The organism is Roseomonas fluvialis (assembly GCF_022846615.1).
GTDB classification, from domain to species: Bacteria; Pseudomonadota; Alphaproteobacteria; order Acetobacterales; family Acetobacteraceae; genus Neoroseomonas; species Neoroseomonas fluvialis.
This window is the reverse complement of sequence record NZ_AP025637.1, coordinates 993,564-1,011,229: the sequence shown is the minus strand read 5'-3', so window position 1 is coordinate 1,011,229 and position 17,666 is coordinate 993,564. Positions and strand designations below refer to the sequence as shown.

Below are 17,666 nucleotides of genomic sequence, written 5' to 3'. Positions count from 1 at the left end.
AAGCCCCCGGCGCCCCGCGGGGCTTCCCCCGGCCAGCCCGCTTCGCCACCATGCGGCCAGCCTATCGCGACGCATATGAAACGAAGGATCACGCGCCCATGGACCGCACCCTCGAAGGCCGCACGGCCCTTATCACCGGATCGACCTCGGGCATCGGCCACGGCATCGCCATGCTGTTCGCGCAGGCCGGTGCCAAGGTCATGCTGAACGGCTTCGGCAAGCCCGAGGAGGTCGCCGCCGCGCGCGCCAGCGTGGGGGCCGCCATGGGTGGCGGCGACGCGCCCTACTCCGCTGCCGACATGTCGAAGCCCGACGAGATCCGCGCCATGGTCGCCGACTGCGAGGCGACGCTCGGTGCCTGCGACATCCTGGTGGACAATGCCGGCATCCAGGTCGTCAGCCCCATCGAGGACTTCCCGGACGCGAAGTGGGACGCGATCATCGCGATCAACCTGTCGTCCAACTTCCATGCCATCAAGGCCGCGCTGCCGGGCATGCGCAAGCGCAACTGGGGGCGCATCATCAACGTCGCTTCCGCGCACGGCCTGGTCGCGAGCCCCCACAAGGCGGCCTATGTCGCGGCCAAGCATGGCGTGGTCGGGCTGACCAAGGTGGTGGCGCTGGAAGTCGCGACCACGCCCATCACCTGCAACGCGATCTGCCCCGGCTTCGTGCGCACCCCGCTGGCCGAGGCGCAGGTAGGCCCGCTGGCGAAGCAGCACGGCGTGAGCGAGGAGGTGGCGCTGCGCGACTACCTGCTCGAGAAGCAGCCCTCCAAGCGCTGGATCGAAGTGGACGAGGTCGCGCAAATGGCGCTGTGGCTGTGTGGCCCCGGGTCGGGCGGGGTGAACGGCGCCGCGCTGTCGATCGACGGCGGATGGCTGGCGGCGTGAGCGAGCCTGCCGCACCCGCCGTCGCGAAGCAGCCCCCGCGCAAGCGTATCAGCCTGGCACTGCAGGGCGGGGGCACGCATGGCGCCTTCACCTGGGGCGTGCTCGAACGGCTGCTCGAGGACGACCGCCTGGAGGTGGACGGACTGTCCGGCACCTCGGCCGGGGCCATCAATGGCGTGATGCTGGTGGAAGGGCTGCTGGCGGACGGGCCGGCGGGCGCGATCGCGGCACTCGACCGCTTCTGGCATTCCATCGCCGCGCGGCTCGCGATCAGCCCGCTGCGGTCGACGCCGCTCGAGAAGCTGATGTGGGGCCACGACCTGACCTGGTCGGTCGCGTACCGCACTTTCGACACGCTCTCGCGCGTGCTGTCCCCGTACCAGATCAACCCGTTTCCCTACGACTACAACCCGCTGCGCGCCGCGCTGGAGGACAGCATCGACTTCGAGCGCCTGCGCATGGAAGCGAAGGCGCCGCGGCTCTTCGTCTCGGCCACCTCGGTGCGCACCGGCAAGCCGCGCGTCTTCACGCGGCGCGAGTTGACGGTCGAGATGCTGCTGGCCTCGGCCTGCCTGCCGCAGGTGTTCAAGGCGGTGGAGATCGACGGCGAGCCGTACTGGGATGGCGGCTACCTCGGCAACCCCGCGCTGTGGCCGCTGTACGACCAGGGCGGGCCGCCCGACCTGGTGCTGGTGCAACTCAACCCGCAGGTGCGCGACGAGGCGCCGACCTCCGCCTCGGACATCCTGAACCGGCTGACCGAGATCACCTTCAACGGATCGCTGATGGCCGAGATGCGCGCCATCGACTTCGTGCAGCGGCTGCTCGACACCGGGCGGCTTGAACAACCACGCTACCGGCGCCTGTTCATCCACGTGATCGAGGATGAAGACCGGATGCGCAAGTTCAAGCTGAGCACGAAGTTCAACGGCGACTGGGATTTCCTGCTGACGCTGAAGGGATACGGGCGCGAGGCGGCGGAGCTTTGGCTCGACGAACATTTCGACAAGCTGGGGCGCGAGAGCAGCGTGGATATCAGGAGTAGATTTCTTTGATCTCAAGCGCCGGTGCCGCATTTCTTGTGGCCTCAGACGCCGGCGCCGCCATCCGGCGGCTTGGCTTTCGCCGCTTGGCGGGCGCACCTGCGGGGCAAGCCTCATGGGCGGCGCCGGCCGCCGTGCGGCCGGATCCTGCGGCGGCGCACGAGGTCTGCCCGGGCGCGCTCGATGTGGCGGTGAAGGGCGCGCCCGGTTTGCGCGGCGCGCGCTGGCGAATTGGCAGCCGCGCGCGGGTTGCTGGCCGTCGCGCCATCCGTCCGCGGCCCCGTGCGGTGCAACGGGCAGCACGGAGGATCGGATGAGCTGGGACGCAGCGCAATACCTGCGCTTCGAGGATGAACGCCTGCGTCCCGCGCTCGACCTCATCGGGCGCATCGCGCATCCGGGGCCGGCGCGGGTGGTCGATCTCGGCTGCGGTGCGGGCAATGCGCTGCCGGCGCTGGCCGCGCGCTTCGCGGGGGCTGAGGTGATGGGCGTGGATGGCAGCGCGGCGATGCTCGCCAAGGCGACCGGCTTCGCCACGCAGCAGGCCGACATCACCACCTGGACACCGGCCTCGCCGGTGGACGTGCTGTTCTCCAACGCGGCGCTGCAATGGCTGGGCGCGCACGCTACGCTGTTCCCGCGCCTGCTGACCTGCGTGGCACCGGGCGGCGTGCTCGCGGTGCAGATGCCATCGATGCACGCCGCGCCGCTGCGCGCCGAACAGGACCGCGTCGCGCGTGAGGGGCCCTGGGCCGCAACGCTCGCGCGCGTGGGCAGCGCGCCGCCAATCCTTTCGCCGGGCGACTACTACGACCTACTGCGACCGCGCGTCGCTGCGCTCGATCTGTGGGTCACGGAGTACGTTCACGTCCTGCGCGGCGAGGACCCGGTGGTGCAATGGGCCATCGGGACCAGCCTGCGGCCGTTCCTCGATGTGCTGGAGGGGCCGCTGCGCGAGGGCTTCCTCGACGCCTACCGCGCGGCGATGCGCGCGGCCTATCCGCCGCGGGCCGACGGCGCGGTGCTGCTGCCGTTCCGCCGGCTGTTCATCCTGGCGCGCCTGCCATGAGCGAAGCCGCCGCGCTGCGCCGCCTGATCGAGGCCGCGGGGCGCATCGCCATCTTCACCGGCGCTGGCATCAGCACCGATTCCGGCATTCCGGATTTCCGCGGCACCAACGGCGTCTGGACGAAGATGGCGCCCATCCTGTTCCAGGATTTTGTGACGGACCCCACCGCGCGGCGCGAGGCCTGGCGCCGGCGCTTCGACAGCGACGACGTCATGCGCGCCGCGCGCCCGAACCGCGGCCACCGTGCGGTGGCGCTGCTGCTGCACCAGGGCCGCGCGCGCGCCGTCATCACGCAGAACATCGATGGGCTGCACCAGGCCTCCGGCATTCCGGATGACCAGGTGATCGAACTGCACGGCAATTCGACCTATGGCGCCTGCCTGGATTGTGGCATGCGGCATGAGATCATCGACTTGCGCGCGGCCTTCGCGCGCGACGGCGACGTCCCGCCCTGCCGCGCCTGCGGCGGCCTGGTGAAGACCGCGACGATCAGCTTCGGCCAGTCGATGCCCGAGGAACCGATGCGCCGCGCACAGGCGGAGACGCTCGCCGCCGATCTGTTCATCGTCCTGGGCTCGTCGCTGGTGGTTCACCCCGCCGCGGGCTTTCCGGAATTGGCGAAGCGCCGTGGCGCGCGGCTGGTGATCCTGAACCGGCAGGAAACACCGCTCGATGGGATCGCCGACCTCGTGATCCGCAACGGCATCGCCGAGGTGCTGGGCAGCGCGACCGGCGCGAACTAAGCCCCACGCCGGCACCCGGTTGCATGCCCGCGACAGCGCGCACGGCACGACATCCGGTCACGGATTGTCACTGCGGCCGGATGCTGCCCCACGCGCCACCTCCCGCCGGAACAGCCCGAACAGCACCAGCGCGGCCATCAGTAGCGCCGCCGCCAGCAGCACCGGCGCACGCGCGCCGCCGAAGCTGTCCGCGAACCATCCGGCGAGCGGCGGGAAGCCGGTGCAGCCCGCGTAGAAGAAGATGAAGTACACGCCGAGCCCCTGCGCACGCCGCGCCGGGGGCACGGCCATCGCCGGCAGCGCCGAGAACACCGTGATCGGCAGCGCATACAGCAGCCCATGCGCCGCCAGGATGGCAGCCCCCCAGCCGACCGGCGCGAAGGGCAGCGCGGCGGCCAGCGCCGCAGCGCCGGTGATGCACACCAGGACCATCGGTCGCACCGCGCCCGCGCGCCGCGCGACCATCGCGCCGGCCGGCACGGCCAGGATGTTCACCCAAGACATCAGCGATGTCGCGAAACCGGCTTCCGCCACGCCGAGCCCGCGTTCGACCAGCAGCGGCGGCGCGAAGGTGACCAGCACCATGTAGGTCCCGTTCACGCAGGCCCAGCACGCGCCAGCCAGGCACATCAGCCGCACCTCGCGCCCCGAAAGCCGCGCCGTACCGGGCGCCGGCGCGGGCACGCGCGGCCCCGGTCGCGAGGCCAACGACAGCGCCGCGAAGGCCAGCGAGCCCGCCAGCGCGGCCACGAGGAACGGGAATTGCCAGCCCAGCCGCAACGCCATCGCCGGCAGCGCCGCCTGTGCCGCCGCAATGCCGATCGGCCAGCCCAGCACATAGACCGCCATGGCCGGGAACAGGTCCGCGCCCTGGAAGCGGTCCTGCATCATCTTGGTCAGCAGCAGGATGACCAGCACGGTGCCGACACCCATCAGCAGGCGCCCGCCGAACAGCAGTAGGGGTTCGCTTGCCGCCGCGCAGACGAGGGCGCCGGCCACCAGGAAGCCCAGGCCGAGCAGCACGCCCGTGCGGTCCGCCATACGCCCCGCCGCGAGGCCGAGCGGATAGACCAGCACCAGGCCCGGCAGCCAGAACAGGCCCACCAGCGTGCCGAACTGTGTCCAGTCGAGTCCGAACTCCGGGACCAGCACCGGGCCCGCCGCACCCGGCGCCTGGAACAGCGCGCCCAGCGCCGCGCGCACCGCGAAGACCGCCGCCAGGAAGGGCACCGTGCCGGTCACCGCAGCACGCGCAGCCGTGCAAGGTCGTGCAGGCGCACCACCACCACCGCGTGCTGGCCGAAGCGATGCGCAAGGACCATGGCACGGCGCCAATCGCCGAGCAGCAGCAGGTGGTCCTCGCTCCAGGCCGGACGTGCGGCGCAGCCTGCACCATCGTGATGCGCGATGCCGCGACGCGTCGCCACGGCACGCAGCCGCGCCAACGCCGCGTCGTTGCGCCAGCGCGGGGCGCGCCGACTGCACGGGTTCCACGCGCCGACGAAGGCGCCGTGGCGCACACCGGCACGCCGCAGCAGTCGATCGAGTTCGGATGAGCGCCGCCCCACGCGCACCACCGCGCCGGCGGCCGCGAAGTCGGTGATGCGCCACCCTCGCGCCAGCCGCGGACCGACCGGAAGCGGGCGCGGCGTCCAGCACCGTGCATGCGGCAGGGGCGGCATGACGATCACGGCAGGTGCAGCAGCATGCCCTTCAGATAGGCGCTTTCGGGCAGCATCGGGTGCAGCGGGTGGTCGAGCCCAGCGCCGCCCATGTGCAGGACGCGCGCGTCCCGCCCTGCTGCGCCAGCGCGGCCGGAGCGCGACGCGCGATGCACGCCCGACAGTACCGCGTCGGCGAATTCGCCCGGCGCCACGTGGTGCGAGCACGATGCGATGAACAGAAAGCCGCCGGGTTCGGTCAGCGTGGCGGCCAGCCGCGCGAGCTTGCCATAGGCGCGCAGCGCGGCCGGCTGGTCGCGCCGCGCCTTGGCGAACGCCGGCGGATCCGTGATCACCACACCGAAGCGCCGGCCTTCGCCCACCATGCGTTCCAGCGCGTCCATCGCTTCGGCGCGCTGGGTCGTGACGCGGCCGGCCACATCGTTCATCGCCGCGGCCTGCATCGCGGTGGCGAGGGCATGTTCGCTGCGGTCGACCAGCGTCACTTGCGCCGCGCCGGCCACCGCACAGCCGATCCCGAAGCCGCCGGTGTGGCAGAAGGCATCAAGCACGGTGGCACCCTGCGCGATGCGGGCGACGCGCGCGCGGTGTTCGCGCTGGTCGAAGAACCAGCCGGTCTTCTGGCCGCCGACCAGGTCGACCGGGAACCGCAACCCATTCTCCTGTACGGTCGCGCCCGCGGCATCGCCATGCAGCAGCCGCGTTTCCTCCGCCAGACCTTCCAGCGCCCGCACCGCGCTGTCGTTGCGCGCGACGATGCCGCGCGGCGCGAACAACGCACGCAGCGCGTCGACGATCATCGGCGTCGCGGCCTCCATGCCCGCGGTGTTCGCCTGCAGCGCGACCACGTCGCCATAGCGGTCCACCACCAGACCGGGCAGGCCATCCGCCTCGGCATGCACCAGGCGGTAGTGCGGCGCATCGAACAGGCGATCGCGCAGCGCCAGCGCCTCCGCGAGCCTCGCCAGGAACCAGGCGCTGTCGCAGGCCGCGGTGGGGTCGGGCGACAGCCGCCGCGCCGCGATCAGCGAGTGCGGGTTGAAATGCCAGGTGCCGTGCTTCACGCCGTCATCGCCTTCGATGCGCACGAGGCTGCCAGGCGGCAGCGCCTTCGCGGCAGGCGTCATGGTGATCTCGTTGCTGAAGGCCCAGGGGTGGCCGGCCTTCACGCGGCGGTCGCGGCCAGGCAGCAGGCGGAGGAACGGACGGTCGGGCATGGCGCCGCCTAGACCCTGGCGCCGGGCGCGGCAAGCCTGTCTGGTCCGGCAGCGGCGACGCAGGACGGCAGCGCCGCGCGGCCGGCGCATGGCTGGCATCCTCCCTGCCAATTCCGTCACGGCACGGCAGGGGCTAGGGTCGCGCGCCGGGTGCGCCCGGCCAAGGCCCGCTCGCGCAATGCGATACGTCAAGCCGGAGAAACGCCGATGCTCGTCTGCCGCGACCTGCCCGCGCTGCGCGACGCCACCGCCCGGCTGCGCGCGGGCGGCCGGCGCCTGGGCCTGGTGCCGACCATGGGCGCGCTGCATGCGGGGCACATCGAACTCGTCGCCGCCGCCCGGCGCGCGTCGGATGCGGTGGCCGCCTCGATCTTCGTCAACCCGCTGCAATTCGCCGCGAACGAGGACCTGGCGCGCTATCCGCGTGACGAGGAAGGCGACCTCGCGAAGCTGCACGGCGCCGGATGCGACCTGGTCTGGATGCCGCCGGTCGCGACGATGTACCCGCCCGGCGCGGCGACGGTGATCGAGGTCGCCGGCCCGTCCGCCGGCTGGGAAGGCGATGCACGGCCCGGACATTTCCGCGGCGTCGCGACGGTCTGTGCCAAGCTGTTCCTGCAGACGAGCGCCGATGTCGCGGCCTTCGGCGAGAAGGACTGGCAGCAATTGCAGGTGGTGACGCGCATGGCGCGCGACATCGACCTTCCGATCCGGATCCTGCCGGTGGCCACGGTACGGGAGGCGGATGGCCTCGCGATGTCGTCACGCAATCGCTTCCTGTCCGCTGCCGAACGCACCACGGCACCGCTGCTGCACCAGGTGATGACGCGAGCGGCAGCGGAGATGCTGCGCGGCGCGTCGGTCGCCGGCGTGCTTGCCGCCGGCGAGGCCGACCTGCGTGCGGCCGGCTTCGCACCCGACTACCTGGCGCTGGTGGAGGCCGACACGCTGCAGGCGATCGGCGTGCTGCGCAGCGACGGACCGATGCGGCTGCTCGCGGCGGCGCGGCTCGGCGGCGTGCGGTTGCTGGACAATATCGCGGTGGGCTGACCGCCCGTCACCCGCGCGCCGCAAGCGCGACGCCCGACAGCGTCAGCCCCAGCGCCGTCGCCTCCCGCCAGCCGAAGGGTTCGCCGAGCACGATCGCCGCACCCGCCACGCCCACCATCGGCGTCAGCAGCGTGCCCATCGACGCCAGCGAAGCCGGCAGCCGCCGTAGCGCCGCGAACCAGGACAGGTAGCACAGCCCCAGCGCGAAGACGCCGCCATAGCCGATCAGCGCCCAGCCCTGCAGCGACAGCGCGCCGAAGGCCGGCGGGTCGATCAGCAGCGCCAGCAGCGCCAGCGGCGCGATGCCCAGGCCCACCTGCCACACCGCGCCAGCGGTCGGCGGCAGCCCGAGCGGCCAACGCTTCGTCACCACCGTGCCCAGCGAGAACAGCACCGCCGAACCGAGCCCAAGCGCCACGCCCGGCAGCTTCTCGAGCCCGACCGAAAGCCCCTGGCCCAGCACCAGCAGCGCAAGGCCCCCCAGTGCCAGCAGCAGCCCCGCGATGCGGGTGGCCTGCGGGCGCTCGCCCAGGATCGCCCAGGCCATCAGCACGGCCCAGACCGGCATGGTGTAGCAGACGATGGTGGCCTCAGCCGCCGAGAGCCACAGCAGCGCGAAGGATGCAAGGCCCATCCACGCCGTCACGTTCAGCAGAGACGCCACCAGCAGCCGCGGCCACAGACCGCGCGGCACCGCCAGGTTCTCGTGGCGCAGCAGCGCCACCGCCAGCAGCACGGTGCAGCCCAGGATGCCATGCGCGGCGCGCGTCGAGAGCACCGGCAGCTCCGCCAGGAGCAGCTTCATGGCCGGCCAGTTCAGCCCCCATCCGATGGTGGTCGCGACCAGCAGCACCAGCCCCGCCGCATCGGGCCGCGGCGTAGGCCCCGCCATCAGAAGCGGCAGCGCGCGCCGGCGCTCAGAACGGCCGCCCCATGGGTCGATCCGTTGATCACCCGAGGGCACCCGAGCGGTGATGCAGGCGGAACAGCGCCTCGGGCTGCGGCGGCGGCGGCGCGGTGAGCGTCAGATCCAGCGCGAAGCCGTTCAGCCAGGTCGCCGGGCGCCCATCCTTCGACACTTCCGATCGCGAAAGGTCCGTCACGGAAGACGGCCCGATCGGATAGACCGCGAAGATCGACACGCCGTTGTCGCGGCGCGACGGTGGCGGAACATCCTCGGCCAGCGCAGGCAGCGCGGCCGCGATCGCGCCACGCAGCAACGCCAGGGTCAATGCATGAACTCCGGTTCCTCTCGCGACAGGATGCGCTTGATGCTGTCCAGGTGCAGGCGCGCGCTGTCGCGGTCGCCCTCGCGCATCTGGGCGTAGGTGCGCGCCGCCAGTTCCGGCGGCACCGGCTTGAGCGTGCGCCCGGTCGCCATCGCCATGCGCTGCACCTCGGCCGCACGTTCGAGGTAGTACAGGTCGTCCCAGGCCTCGGCGATCGACCCGCCTACCACCATCACGCCGTGGTTCTTCATGAAGACGATGTCGGCGTCGCCGATGCTGGCCGCGATGCGGTCGCCTTCCTTCTCATCGAGCGCGAGCCCGCCATATTCCTCGTCGACCAGGGTGCGGCCGTAGAATTTCAGCGCGCTCTGCCCGGCCCAGACCAGCGGCGGGCCTTCGAGCATCGCCAGCGCCGTCGCGTTGGGCATGTGCGTGTGGAAGGCGGCCTTCGCGCGCGGCTTGTTCAGGTGCACGCGGGCATGGATGAAGAAGGCGGTGGCTTCCGGCACGCCCTCGCCGGCGATGACATTGCCGTGGAAGTCGCAGACCAGCAGGCGCGACGCCGTGATCTCGCTGAATGCCCAGCCATAGGGATTGACCAGGAACAGGTCGTCGCGCCCGGGCACCACGAAGGAGAAGTGGTTGCAGATGCCTTCGTGCAACCCGAGCCGCGCGGCCATGCGGAAGCACGCGGCGAGGTCGATGCGCGCCTGGCGCACCGCATCGGCGTCGAGTTCGGCATTGCGCAGGATGGCGGGCGCGGCTGGCGCGCCGAGGGCATGGGCCATGGGTCTCTCTCCTGGGGCTGGCCGCAAGGTTGCGCATGGCGCGGCGCAGGGCAATCCGTGACGGTTGCGTGGCTGCGGGGCGGCTTGTATCCGAAGCGCCGCGGCAATCGGCGCCCGCCCACGTCCACCTGGCCAGCAACTCGACCTGGCCCGTCTGTCCCTGGATTGCCAAACCGCTCGGCGTGCCGGGCGGCCTGGTGGTCCAGCGTGCCGCACCCGCCGTCCGTGCGCATGGGCTCCCCCTCGGCCTGCAGGCGCTGATCGGCGCTACGCCGAGCTGCCCCGCGTGGTCTTCCAGGGCGAGGAGATCGGCTTCGCGCGCACCGCGCTTGCGGGCCTGCTGCGCATCGGCGCAGGCTGACGCGAAAGGCCGCCCGCGGCCTCGGAGGAACGCCATGATTCATCGCCGCATCCTGGTCGCGGGGCTGTGCGCGCCCGCGCTCGCACGGGCGCAGGCCACGCCGGTGCGCGTGCTGGGCACCGGCGCCGTCGCGGCCTCGGTACGCGATCTCGCCGGCGCTTTCGCGGCACGCGGCGGCCGCGAGGTGCTTCTCGCTACCGCCAATGCCGGCGTGGCAGCGCGGCGGCTGCGCGAGGGCGAGGCCGCGGACCTCATGCTCAACAGCGCCGACCAGGTCGCGCGGCTCACGGCCGATGCGCTGCTCGATGGCACCACCACGCGCGAACTGGGCCGCATGTTGATCGGCGTCGCGGTGCGCGCCGGCGCGGCGCATCCCGACATCTCGACCGAGGCGGCGCTGCGCGCTGCGATCCTGGCCGCGCCGATGATCGCGCATTCCGACCCGGCCACCGGTGCCACCGCCGGCACGCATGCGGCGCGCCTGGTGGAACGCCTGGGCATCGCCGACCAGATGCGCACGCGAACGCTGGTGTTTCCCGGTGGCGGCGCAGCGGTACAGGCAGTGGCGGAAAGCCGCGCCGCGCTCGCGCTCACGCAGGTCAGCGAGATCATCGCTGTGCCCGGTGCAGTGCTGGTCGGACCGCTGCCCGACAGCGCGCAACTGGTCACGCCCTATCTCGGCGCCGTCGCGACGCGCGCGACGGATCGCGCGGGTGCCGCGGCCTTCCTGAGCTTCCTGACCGGGCCCGAGGGCCAGGCGCGCTTCCGCGCGGCGGGCTTCGCCGTCGGCTGACCCCTGGTCGGCGCCGCTGCGCATGGCATGATGCCGCCCAAGAACGACCAACCGGAGGAAGCCTCATGAACCGCAGGACCCTGCTCGGCGGCGCCGTCGCGCTGCCGCTCACCGCCATCCGCCCGTCCGAGGGGCGCGCGCAATCGGGCATCTCGGACGGCGTGGTCAAGATCGGCGTGCTCGACGACATGTCGGGCGTGTTTGCCGACCAGCAGGGCATGGGGGACGTGGTGTCCGCCCGCATGGCGATCGAGGATTTCGGCGGGCGCGTGAACGGCGCGCCGATCGAACTGGTCTACGGCGACCTGCAGAACCGTGCCGATGTCGGGCTCGCGGTGGCGCGGCGCTGGTACGACCAGGAACGGGTGGACGCCATCTTCGGCCTGGGCAATTCGGCCGTGGCGCTGGCGGTGCAGAACCTGGCGCGGGAGAAGCAGAAGATCGACGTGGTGATCGCCGCCGGTACCACCGACCTGACCGGCCCGGGCTGTTCGCCCTTCGGCGTGCACTGGACCTACGACAACTACGCGCTGTCGCGCGGGACCGTCGGTGCGGTGATGGCGGGCGGCGGGCGGCGCTGGTACTTCATCACCTCCGACTACGCCTTCGGCCATTCGCTGGAAGCCAATGCCACTGCCGCACTGCGTGGCCTCGGCGGGCAGGTGGTCGGCAGTTCGCGCGCGCCGCTGGGCGAGACCGACTATTCGTCGCACCTGGTGCGCGCGGCGGGGTCGGGCGCCAACGTGGTGGGCATCGCGGCGGCGGGCACCGACTTCATCAACATCGTGAAGCAGATGGGCGAATTCGGGCTGTCGCGCCGTGGCATCCAGCCCGCAGCGCTGCTGTGCCTGCTGACCAACGTCAAGGCGATCGGCCTGGATACCGCGCAGGGCATGGTCTTCACCGAGGCCTACTACTGGGACCAGAACGACCAGACGCGCGCCTTCTCCAACCGCTTCGCGCGCATCCATGGCCGCCCGCCGACCATGTTCCAGGCGAGCATGTGGGGCGCCGTCACGCACTACCTGAAGGCCATCCAGGCGGCCGGCACCGATGCCGCCGCACCCGTCATGGCCAAGATGCGCGAGACACCGATCAACGACTTCATGACGACCAACGGCAGCCTGCGCGTCGACGGCCGCGTGATCCGCGACATGTACCTCATGAAGGCGAAGCAGCCTGCCCAGGCGCGCGGCGAATGGGACCTGCTGGAGGTGGTGCAGACCATCCCTGGCAACGAAGCCTATCGCCCACTCGCCGAGGGCGGCTGCCCGCTGGTGCGGTAGCGCCGAAACGCCCGCGCGCGTCACGTCGCGCGCGCTGCCTCCTGCGCGCGCCGCACCGCATTCGCCGCCGCATGCGCGGCGCGGATCGGCAGCGGCAGCCGCCGCCCGTCGCAGGCGGCGCGCACCACCGCCACCGCCGTGTCCAGCCCGACGCGGTGGCCCACCGAGACATACACCGGGCCGGCGCCATGCCGCGTGCGCAGCGCCGTGCCGATATGCGCGCCCTTCCACAGGATCGGTGCGACATCCCCGACCGCCGGGCCGGGCTCGGTGGTCCCGACCAGCAGCGACTTCGCGACGCCGATGGTCGGCACACCCAGCACCAGGCCGAGGTGGCACGCAGTGCCGAGGCCGCGCGGGTGCGCAAGGCCCTGCCCGTCCACCAGCAGCAGGTCCGGCTTCGGGTCGAGCCGCGCCCAGGCCGCCGCCAGCGCCGGGACCTCGCGGAAACCGAGGTAGCCCGGCACATAGGGGAAGTCCCCCACACGGCTTTCGTCGGCCTGCGCGACGACCGCCCCAGCGGCATCGATCGTCACGATCGCAGCGTGCACACGCCGGAGCGGGTCGAAGCGCGTGTTCGACACATCGGCCGCGCCGAGCCGCCAGGGGCGTGGCGGCAGGTCGTCGTGCGCGACGATGCGCGCCGCCATCTCGGCCTGCGCCGCGCGGGCCTGCGCGACGGTTCCAGGGTGCAGCCAGTGGGGCGGAAACTGCGGCGTCATGCGCCGCAGGGTGGCACGGATCAGAGGCCGCCGGTGTATCGCAGCCGCGCCAGCACCGCATGGGACGTGCCGCGCTGGCCGGTTTCCTCGTCGATGATGCGCGCGTACTGGTAGCCGACATCCAGGCTGAAGCCGGAGCCGAGTTCGCGCCCGATCGATCCCTCGAACCAGTCCTGTCCGGGCACGGGGTCGATGCTGCGCTTCTGGCGCAGCTGCTGCCACGCGAGCGTGCCGCGCCAGCGCCCGATGCGATGCTGCACGCCAAGCGTGGTGAAGGTCAGGCGTTCGCTGAGCGTCGTCTCCGCGGTGGCGGACACCTCCTCGCCCGTCTCAGGGTCGGCCGACAGCGTCTCGACCTCGACGCGCGGGCGTCCGCCGGCGTTGCGGAACTGGACGCCCTCGGCAAAGACCAGCGTGGACTGCGTGGCATTCCAGCGGTGCTCGTAGCGCAGCCCCGCAGCATAGCGCCATTCGCGCGCCGTCCCGTCCGACCCCGGCGCCTGCGAGATGACGGCCAGGTGGTAGGAGAAGCCCGGCAGGAACGGGATCTGGTCGCCATCCAGCGCCACGGCGAAGTTGTTGAAGGTGCCGTTGTTGCCCGGCCCGCCCTGCGCGACCGTATTGCGGTTGTAGCGCTCGTAGCGTTCCGAACAGCAGCGCCGTGGCGTGAGATACGTCCCGGTCAGGAAAGTGCGGTCGAGCGTGAAGATGGCCGCCGACACGTCGTGCGTTCCGAAGCGCGGATCATCGACGTAGGTCCAGGTGCCTGCCGCGCCAAGCGACTGGTCCACCAGGTAGACCTCGTGCGCGCGCACACTGGCGAGGATGCCGGGGAAGTCGTGGTAGCCGCGGCCGAACGGTGCGACCAGGATGCCGCCTTGCAGCGTCAGTGCCTGGTCCGGCTTCCACTGCGCATAGAGCTGTTCGATGAACAGCGCCTGGCGGCGGAAGCCGATGACGCCGTCATTGGGGAAGCCGCCGGTGGAATCACCCTCCCCGATCGGCTCGGTGGCGAGCACGCCCTGGATCGAGAAATTCTCGGTCAGCGACAGGCCCATCGCGACCTCGCCGAACAGGAAGACGCTGGTGCCGCGTTGCGCCGGATTGGTTGCGCGGGTGGTGCCGACGCCGATCATGCTCATGTCGATCTCGGCGTTGACCTGCGGGAAGCGGACCTCCTGCGCGGAAGCCGGCAGCGCCGCCGCGATGATCGCTGCGGCGACCAGCGCGCGACTCACGCCGCACCGCCGCGCATGGCGGGCACCAGCAGGCCCACATTATGGCGGAACATCGCCTCGTAATCCGGCGCCGGGCCGCTAGGGCCCGACAGTGCGTCGGCATAGAGCCGCCCGCCGACGGCCACACCCGCCTCGGCCGCGACACGGCGCAGCGTCGCGGGGTTGGCCATGTTCTCCATGAACACCGCGGTGATGCGCTGGTCGCGGATCTGGCGGATCAGCCGCGCCACCTCGGCGGCCGAGGGTTCGGATTCAGTCGAAACACCCTGCGGCGCGAGGAAGCGGATACCGTAGGCCGCGCCGAAATAGCCGAAGGCGTCGTGGCTGGTGACGACGACGCGGCGCGGCTCCGGCACCGCGGCCACCTGCGCGCGCACCCAGGCGTCGAGGGTCGCGAGACGCGCGGCGAAGGCCTCGGCATTGGCGCGGTACAGCGCCTCGCCGCCGGGATCGGCGGCGGCCAGCCCGCCCGCGATGTTGCGCACATAGATCTGCCCGAGGCGCAGGTCCTGCCAGGCATGCGGGTCGGGCACGGTGCGCGGGCCGACGCTGTGGCCCTGCCGCCGCTCGGCGCCGCCATGCGCATGGTTGTGCGCATGCGCGGCCATGCTGCGCGGGGTAATGCCGTCGGTGGTGGTCGCGACCTGGCCGCGGAAGCCGGCCGAGCGCACCAGCCGATCCATCCAGCCATCGAAGCCGAGGCCGTTGCGCACCACCACGCGGGCATCGCGCAGCGCCGCGACATCGGACGGGCGTGGCTGGAAGCCGTGCGAATCCACATCGGGCCCGGCGATGACGCGCAACGCGATGCGATCGCCGCCGATGCGCGCGGTCATGTCGCCGAGGAGGGAGAAGGACGCGACGACGGGCATCGGCGCGGCCTGGGCAAGGGCGCGGCCGGCCGGCAGCAGCGCCGGCAGGGCGAGGAGGGTGCGACGGTTCACGGCGATTACTCGTGGGATGTTATACCATAACGCTACGAAGACCGACCGCGGCTGGCAAGGCCTGGAGCCGCCGCCGCTTGCATTCGCGCGCGGAAACGTCCTTGGCGCGCGTTCCGGTCAGGCGGCCCAGGGCTGGTCCCGCACCAGGCCGGCACCGCGGGACGATGCCGGATTACGACGCACCCCGGCCGCCGCACCGCCTGTCCCGACCCATGCGTGGCGCCCGGCAAGGCGTCGGCAGACAGCGGCGCTCGCACGGCCCGCCCCTTGAGAAGGCAGGCGGGACGCCCCGACACCTACCGTGCGTTCGGCGTCGTGCGGCGCCGATCCGTGGAGACGCCGCGCGCCGGCAGACCGGTCAGGCCACGCCGCCGCCTTAGGATTCCGCCCGCCGGATCAGCGCCCGAACAGCCGCCGCAGCCAGGCGATGAATCCGCCGCCGGCGATGTCGCGCCGCTGATGCGTCGCGTGCGGGCGGCGCGAGGGCGGCGGCAGTGCGCTCGCCACCGTGTGCCGCCCGGCATCTTGCGCGGCCACCAGCCGGCGTTCCAGCGCGATGACCTGGCCGACCGCCTCGGGCGGCGACAGGCGGGCAAGCTCGGCGGCGGTGGCCTCCGCATCCTCCCAGGCCTCGGCGCGGCGCAGCGCATCGACCACCCGCACCGTCTGCTCGGCGTCGAGCGGCGGGCCGGACCGCCACAGCGCAACCGCCTCCTGCCGGAAGGATCGCGACAGGTCGGGCTTGCCGGTGTCGTCGGCCACCCAGGCGGCCTGCAGCGTCGCCTCGGCGGCAGCATGCAGCGCGCCAGTTTCCTCGAGAACATGCGCCCAGGCGAGGAAGCGGCGCGCCAGAGGCGGGTGCGTGGCATCGGCGATCAGCGCGCGGAAGGGGGCGGCGGAGACAGCGGCGGCAGCGGCCGGATGCGCCTTCGCGATCGACGGCGCGGCATAGCCGCAATGCGGGCATTGCTGCAGCCAGCGCGCCATGGTCGAGCGGACAGGTTCGCCCGGCCGCAGATCCAGGTCGGGCGCCTGTTCGGGCGGCGGCGGGCGGAACGGCGGCTGACGGCTCTCGCGACCGCACACGCCGCAGGCGACATGCCCGGCGGCGCCGGAACGCGACGATGTGGAGGGCGTCTCGGCCATGAAGCTGTCATCCTAGACCAGAAATCGCCGGGCCGGAATCGCGACGGCGGTGCAGCCCATTGCGTCGCCGGGCACGGTTGGGCACATGATCCCGCATGCCCCGCGGCGACCTTTTTCCCGATATCGCACCCTATGAGACCGGCCTGCTGCCGCTGTCGGGCGGGCATGTCATGTATTGGGAGCAGGTCGGCAATCCGCGCGGCCAGCCGGTGCTGTTCCTCCATGGCGGGCCGGGTGCCGGGGCCGGCGCGGTGCACCGTCGCTTCTTCGACCCCGGGCATTGGCGGGTTGTGATTTTCGATCAGCGCGGCGCAGGGCGGTCGCGCCCGCTCGGCGAATTGCGCGAGAATACCACGCCCCACCTGGTCGCGGACATCGAGACGCTGCGCCGCTTCCTCGGCATCGAGCGCTGGCTGCTGTTCGGCGGGTCCTGGGGGTCCACGCTCGCGCTGGCCTATGCGCAGGAGCATCCAGAACGCGTGACCGGCTGCGTGCTGCGCGGCGTGTTCCTGGGCCGCCAGGATGAGGTGGAGTGGTTCCTCACGGGCCTGCGGCGCGTGTTCCCCGATGCCTGGGCGGCCTTTGCCGAGCACCTGCCGCCCGATGAGCGGCACGACCTGCTGGGCGGCTACCTGAAGCGGCTGTGCCATCCCGACCCGGCCGTGCACCTGCCCGCCGCACGGGCCTGGAGCCAGTACGAGGGGTCGTGCTCGACCCTGCTGCCCTCGCCCGAGACCGTCGCGTCCTTCGCGCAGGACCGCACGGCGCTGGGCCTCGCGCGGATCGAGGCACACTACTTCGCCAACGACCTGTTCCTGCCCGAGGAAGGGCTGCTCGGGCGGATTGGCCGTCTGGCGGCCATTCCGGCGGAGATCGTGCAGGGCCGCTACGACATGGTCTGCCCGCCCGAGACGGCCTTCGAACTGGCCGCTGCCTGGCCCGGCGCGCGGTTGACGGTGGTGCCGGATGCCGGCCACTCCGCGCTGGAACCGGGCGTGCGCACGGCGCTGGTGGGCGCGGTGGAACGGTTCCGGCGCCGCTGAGCGCGTGGTATACCGGCCCCGGTGGGTCCCCGTAGCTCAGCAGGATAGAGCACAGGATTCCTAATCCTGGGGCCGTGAGTTCGAATCTCGCCGGGGACACCACCGTTCCGCCGGCCTGCAGCGAACATCGGCCCCGGACCACACCAAATTGGGGACACCGCGGGGCACCGGCGATGCCGCAGTCCCGTCCAGATGCACGACCTCCGCGTCAATCTCGGCCAGCATGATCGCCCGGCCGCCGGGCGCCGCACCGAATGTCGCGGGAATCGGCGTTCGACCGCTCCGACCCGCGCCACACCGTCGGCTTCAGAGCCCCTTCCGCTCGCCTGGGCTCGAGGCACCGCGTCGGCCTTCGACCGTCGCGAGGATCTGGACCCGATCCGACGGTTCCATCGCGTCGCGATCTGCTCCAGGCCACC

The 17,666-nt window shown here is 72.0% G+C and carries 18 protein-coding genes and 1 tRNA gene; 9 read left to right on the top strand and 10 right to left on the bottom strand.

Going from position 1 to position 17,666, the window contains the following annotated elements; all coding sequences use genetic code 11:
• Positions 1-98: 98 nt before the first annotated feature.
• From MWM08_RS04940 to MWM08_RS04925, 4 genes are all read left to right on the top strand, one after another.
• Complete coding sequence (locus MWM08_RS04940) at positions 99-893, top strand: 3-hydroxybutyrate dehydrogenase (protein ID WP_244458361.1); 795 nt, start codon at positions 99-101, stop codon at positions 891-893.
• Positions 890-1,948: a patatin-like phospholipase family protein gene (locus MWM08_RS04935; RefSeq protein WP_244458360.1), complete on the top strand. Its 1,059-nt coding sequence runs from the start codon at positions 890-892 to the stop codon at positions 1,946-1,948. Before MWM08_RS04940 ends, MWM08_RS04935 begins: the two co-directional genes overlap by 4 nt.
• 301 nt (positions 1,949-2,249) lie before the next feature.
• A complete protein-coding gene (locus MWM08_RS04930; RefSeq protein ID WP_244458359.1) occupies positions 2,250-3,005 on the top strand; it encodes a methyltransferase domain-containing protein in 756 nt (251 codons plus the stop codon).
• The gene (locus MWM08_RS04925; protein WP_244458358.1) at positions 3,002-3,748 is read left to right on the top strand and encodes an SIR2 family NAD-dependent protein deacylase; all 747 of its coding nucleotides are present in this window, start codon (positions 3,002-3,004) and stop codon (positions 3,746-3,748) included. The genes MWM08_RS04930 and MWM08_RS04925 overlap by 4 nt, the downstream gene beginning before the upstream one ends.
• A gap of 57 nt (positions 3,749-3,805) precedes the next feature.
• On the opposite strand, the gene MWM08_RS04920 is transcribed toward MWM08_RS04925, so the two are convergent.
• From MWM08_RS04920 to MWM08_RS04910, 3 genes are read right to left on the bottom strand one after another with little or no spacing between them, the layout of a single operon-like run.
• Positions 3,806-4,990, bottom strand: coding sequence for an MFS transporter (locus tag MWM08_RS04920; RefSeq protein ID WP_244458357.1), 1,185 nt, complete (start codon positions 4,988-4,990; stop codon positions 3,806-3,808).
• Positions 4,987-5,430 (bottom strand): DUF3293 domain-containing protein, encoded by a 444-nt coding sequence (locus MWM08_RS04915; protein WP_244460061.1) that lies wholly within the window; start codon positions 5,428-5,430, stop codon positions 4,987-4,989. The genes MWM08_RS04920 and MWM08_RS04915 overlap by 4 nt, the downstream gene beginning before the upstream one ends.
• A gap of 5 nt (positions 5,431-5,435) precedes the next feature.
• On the bottom strand, positions 5,436-6,647 hold the full coding sequence (locus tag MWM08_RS04910; RefSeq protein WP_244458356.1) for a class I SAM-dependent rRNA methyltransferase: 1,212 nt from the start codon (positions 6,645-6,647) through the stop codon (positions 5,436-5,438).
• A 207-nt stretch (positions 6,648-6,854) separates the two neighbouring features.
• Between MWM08_RS04910 and panC the strand changes: the two genes are divergently transcribed.
• Positions 6,855-7,697, top strand: coding sequence for a pantoate--beta-alanine ligase (panC, locus tag MWM08_RS04905; protein WP_244458355.1), 843 nt, complete (start codon positions 6,855-6,857; stop codon positions 7,695-7,697).
• A 7-nt stretch (positions 7,698-7,704) separates the two neighbouring features.
• Here panC and MWM08_RS04900 read toward each other — a convergent pair whose 3' ends face one another.
• From MWM08_RS04900 to MWM08_RS04890, 3 genes are read right to left on the bottom strand one after another with little or no spacing between them, the layout of a single operon-like run.
• Positions 7,705-8,589: a DMT family transporter gene (locus MWM08_RS04900; protein WP_244458354.1), complete on the bottom strand. Its 885-nt coding sequence runs from the start codon at positions 8,587-8,589 to the stop codon at positions 7,705-7,707.
• A gap of 58 nt (positions 8,590-8,647) precedes the next feature.
• Positions 8,648-8,929, bottom strand: coding sequence for a hypothetical protein (locus MWM08_RS04895; protein WP_244458353.1), 282 nt, complete (start codon positions 8,927-8,929; stop codon positions 8,648-8,650).
• Positions 8,926-9,714 carry an aldolase gene (locus tag MWM08_RS04890; RefSeq protein ID WP_244458352.1) on the bottom strand — a complete coding sequence of 263 codons (789 nt, stop codon included), beginning with the start codon at positions 9,712-9,714 and terminating at the stop codon, positions 8,926-8,928. Before MWM08_RS04890 ends, MWM08_RS04895 begins: the two co-directional genes overlap by 4 nt.
• Before the next feature lie 395 nt (positions 9,715-10,109).
• On the opposite strand from MWM08_RS04890, the gene MWM08_RS04885 reads away from it, so the two are divergent.
• Both MWM08_RS04885 and MWM08_RS04880 read left to right on the top strand, forming a co-directional pair.
• Complete coding sequence (locus tag MWM08_RS04885; protein ID WP_244458351.1) at positions 10,110-10,868, top strand: molybdate ABC transporter substrate-binding protein; 759 nt, start codon at positions 10,110-10,112, stop codon at positions 10,866-10,868.
• Between the two features lie 65 nt (positions 10,869-10,933).
• Positions 10,934-12,154 (top strand): ABC transporter substrate-binding protein, encoded by a 1,221-nt coding sequence (locus MWM08_RS04880; RefSeq protein WP_244458350.1) that lies wholly within the window; start codon positions 10,934-10,936, stop codon positions 12,152-12,154.
• A 20-nt stretch (positions 12,155-12,174) separates the two neighbouring features.
• On the opposite strand, the gene MWM08_RS04875 is transcribed toward MWM08_RS04880, so the two are convergent.
• The 4 genes from MWM08_RS04875 to MWM08_RS04860 all read right to left on the bottom strand — a co-directional run bounded on the left by MWM08_RS04875 (position 12,175) and on the right by MWM08_RS04860 (position 16,204).
• A complete protein-coding gene (locus MWM08_RS04875; protein WP_244458349.1) occupies positions 12,175-12,876 on the bottom strand; it encodes an endonuclease V in 702 nt (233 codons plus the stop codon).
• Between the two features lie 20 nt (positions 12,877-12,896).
• Positions 12,897-14,114 (bottom strand): hypothetical protein, encoded by a 1,218-nt coding sequence (locus MWM08_RS04870; protein WP_244458348.1) that lies wholly within the window; start codon positions 14,112-14,114, stop codon positions 12,897-12,899.
• Positions 14,111-15,058, bottom strand: a complete 948-nt coding sequence (locus tag MWM08_RS04865) for a metal ABC transporter solute-binding protein, Zn/Mn family (RefSeq protein WP_244458347.1) — start codon at positions 15,056-15,058, stop codon at positions 14,111-14,113. The genes MWM08_RS04870 and MWM08_RS04865 overlap by 4 nt, the downstream gene beginning before the upstream one ends.
• Positions 15,059-15,454: 396 nt before the next feature.
• Positions 15,455-16,204: a hypothetical protein gene (locus MWM08_RS04860; RefSeq protein WP_244458346.1), complete on the bottom strand. Its 750-nt coding sequence runs from the start codon at positions 16,202-16,204 to the stop codon at positions 15,455-15,457.
• 95 nt (positions 16,205-16,299) lie between these two features.
• Between MWM08_RS04860 and pip the strand changes: the two genes are divergently transcribed.
• Both pip and MWM08_RS04850 read left to right on the top strand, forming a co-directional pair.
• A complete protein-coding gene (pip, locus tag MWM08_RS04855) occupies positions 16,300-17,247 on the top strand; it encodes a prolyl aminopeptidase (protein WP_244458345.1) in 948 nt (315 codons plus the stop codon).
• A gap of 25 nt (positions 17,248-17,272) precedes the next feature.
• Positions 17,273-17,349: transfer RNA gene (locus MWM08_RS04850), tRNA-Arg, on the top strand.
• Positions 17,350-17,666 lie beyond the last annotated feature (317 nt).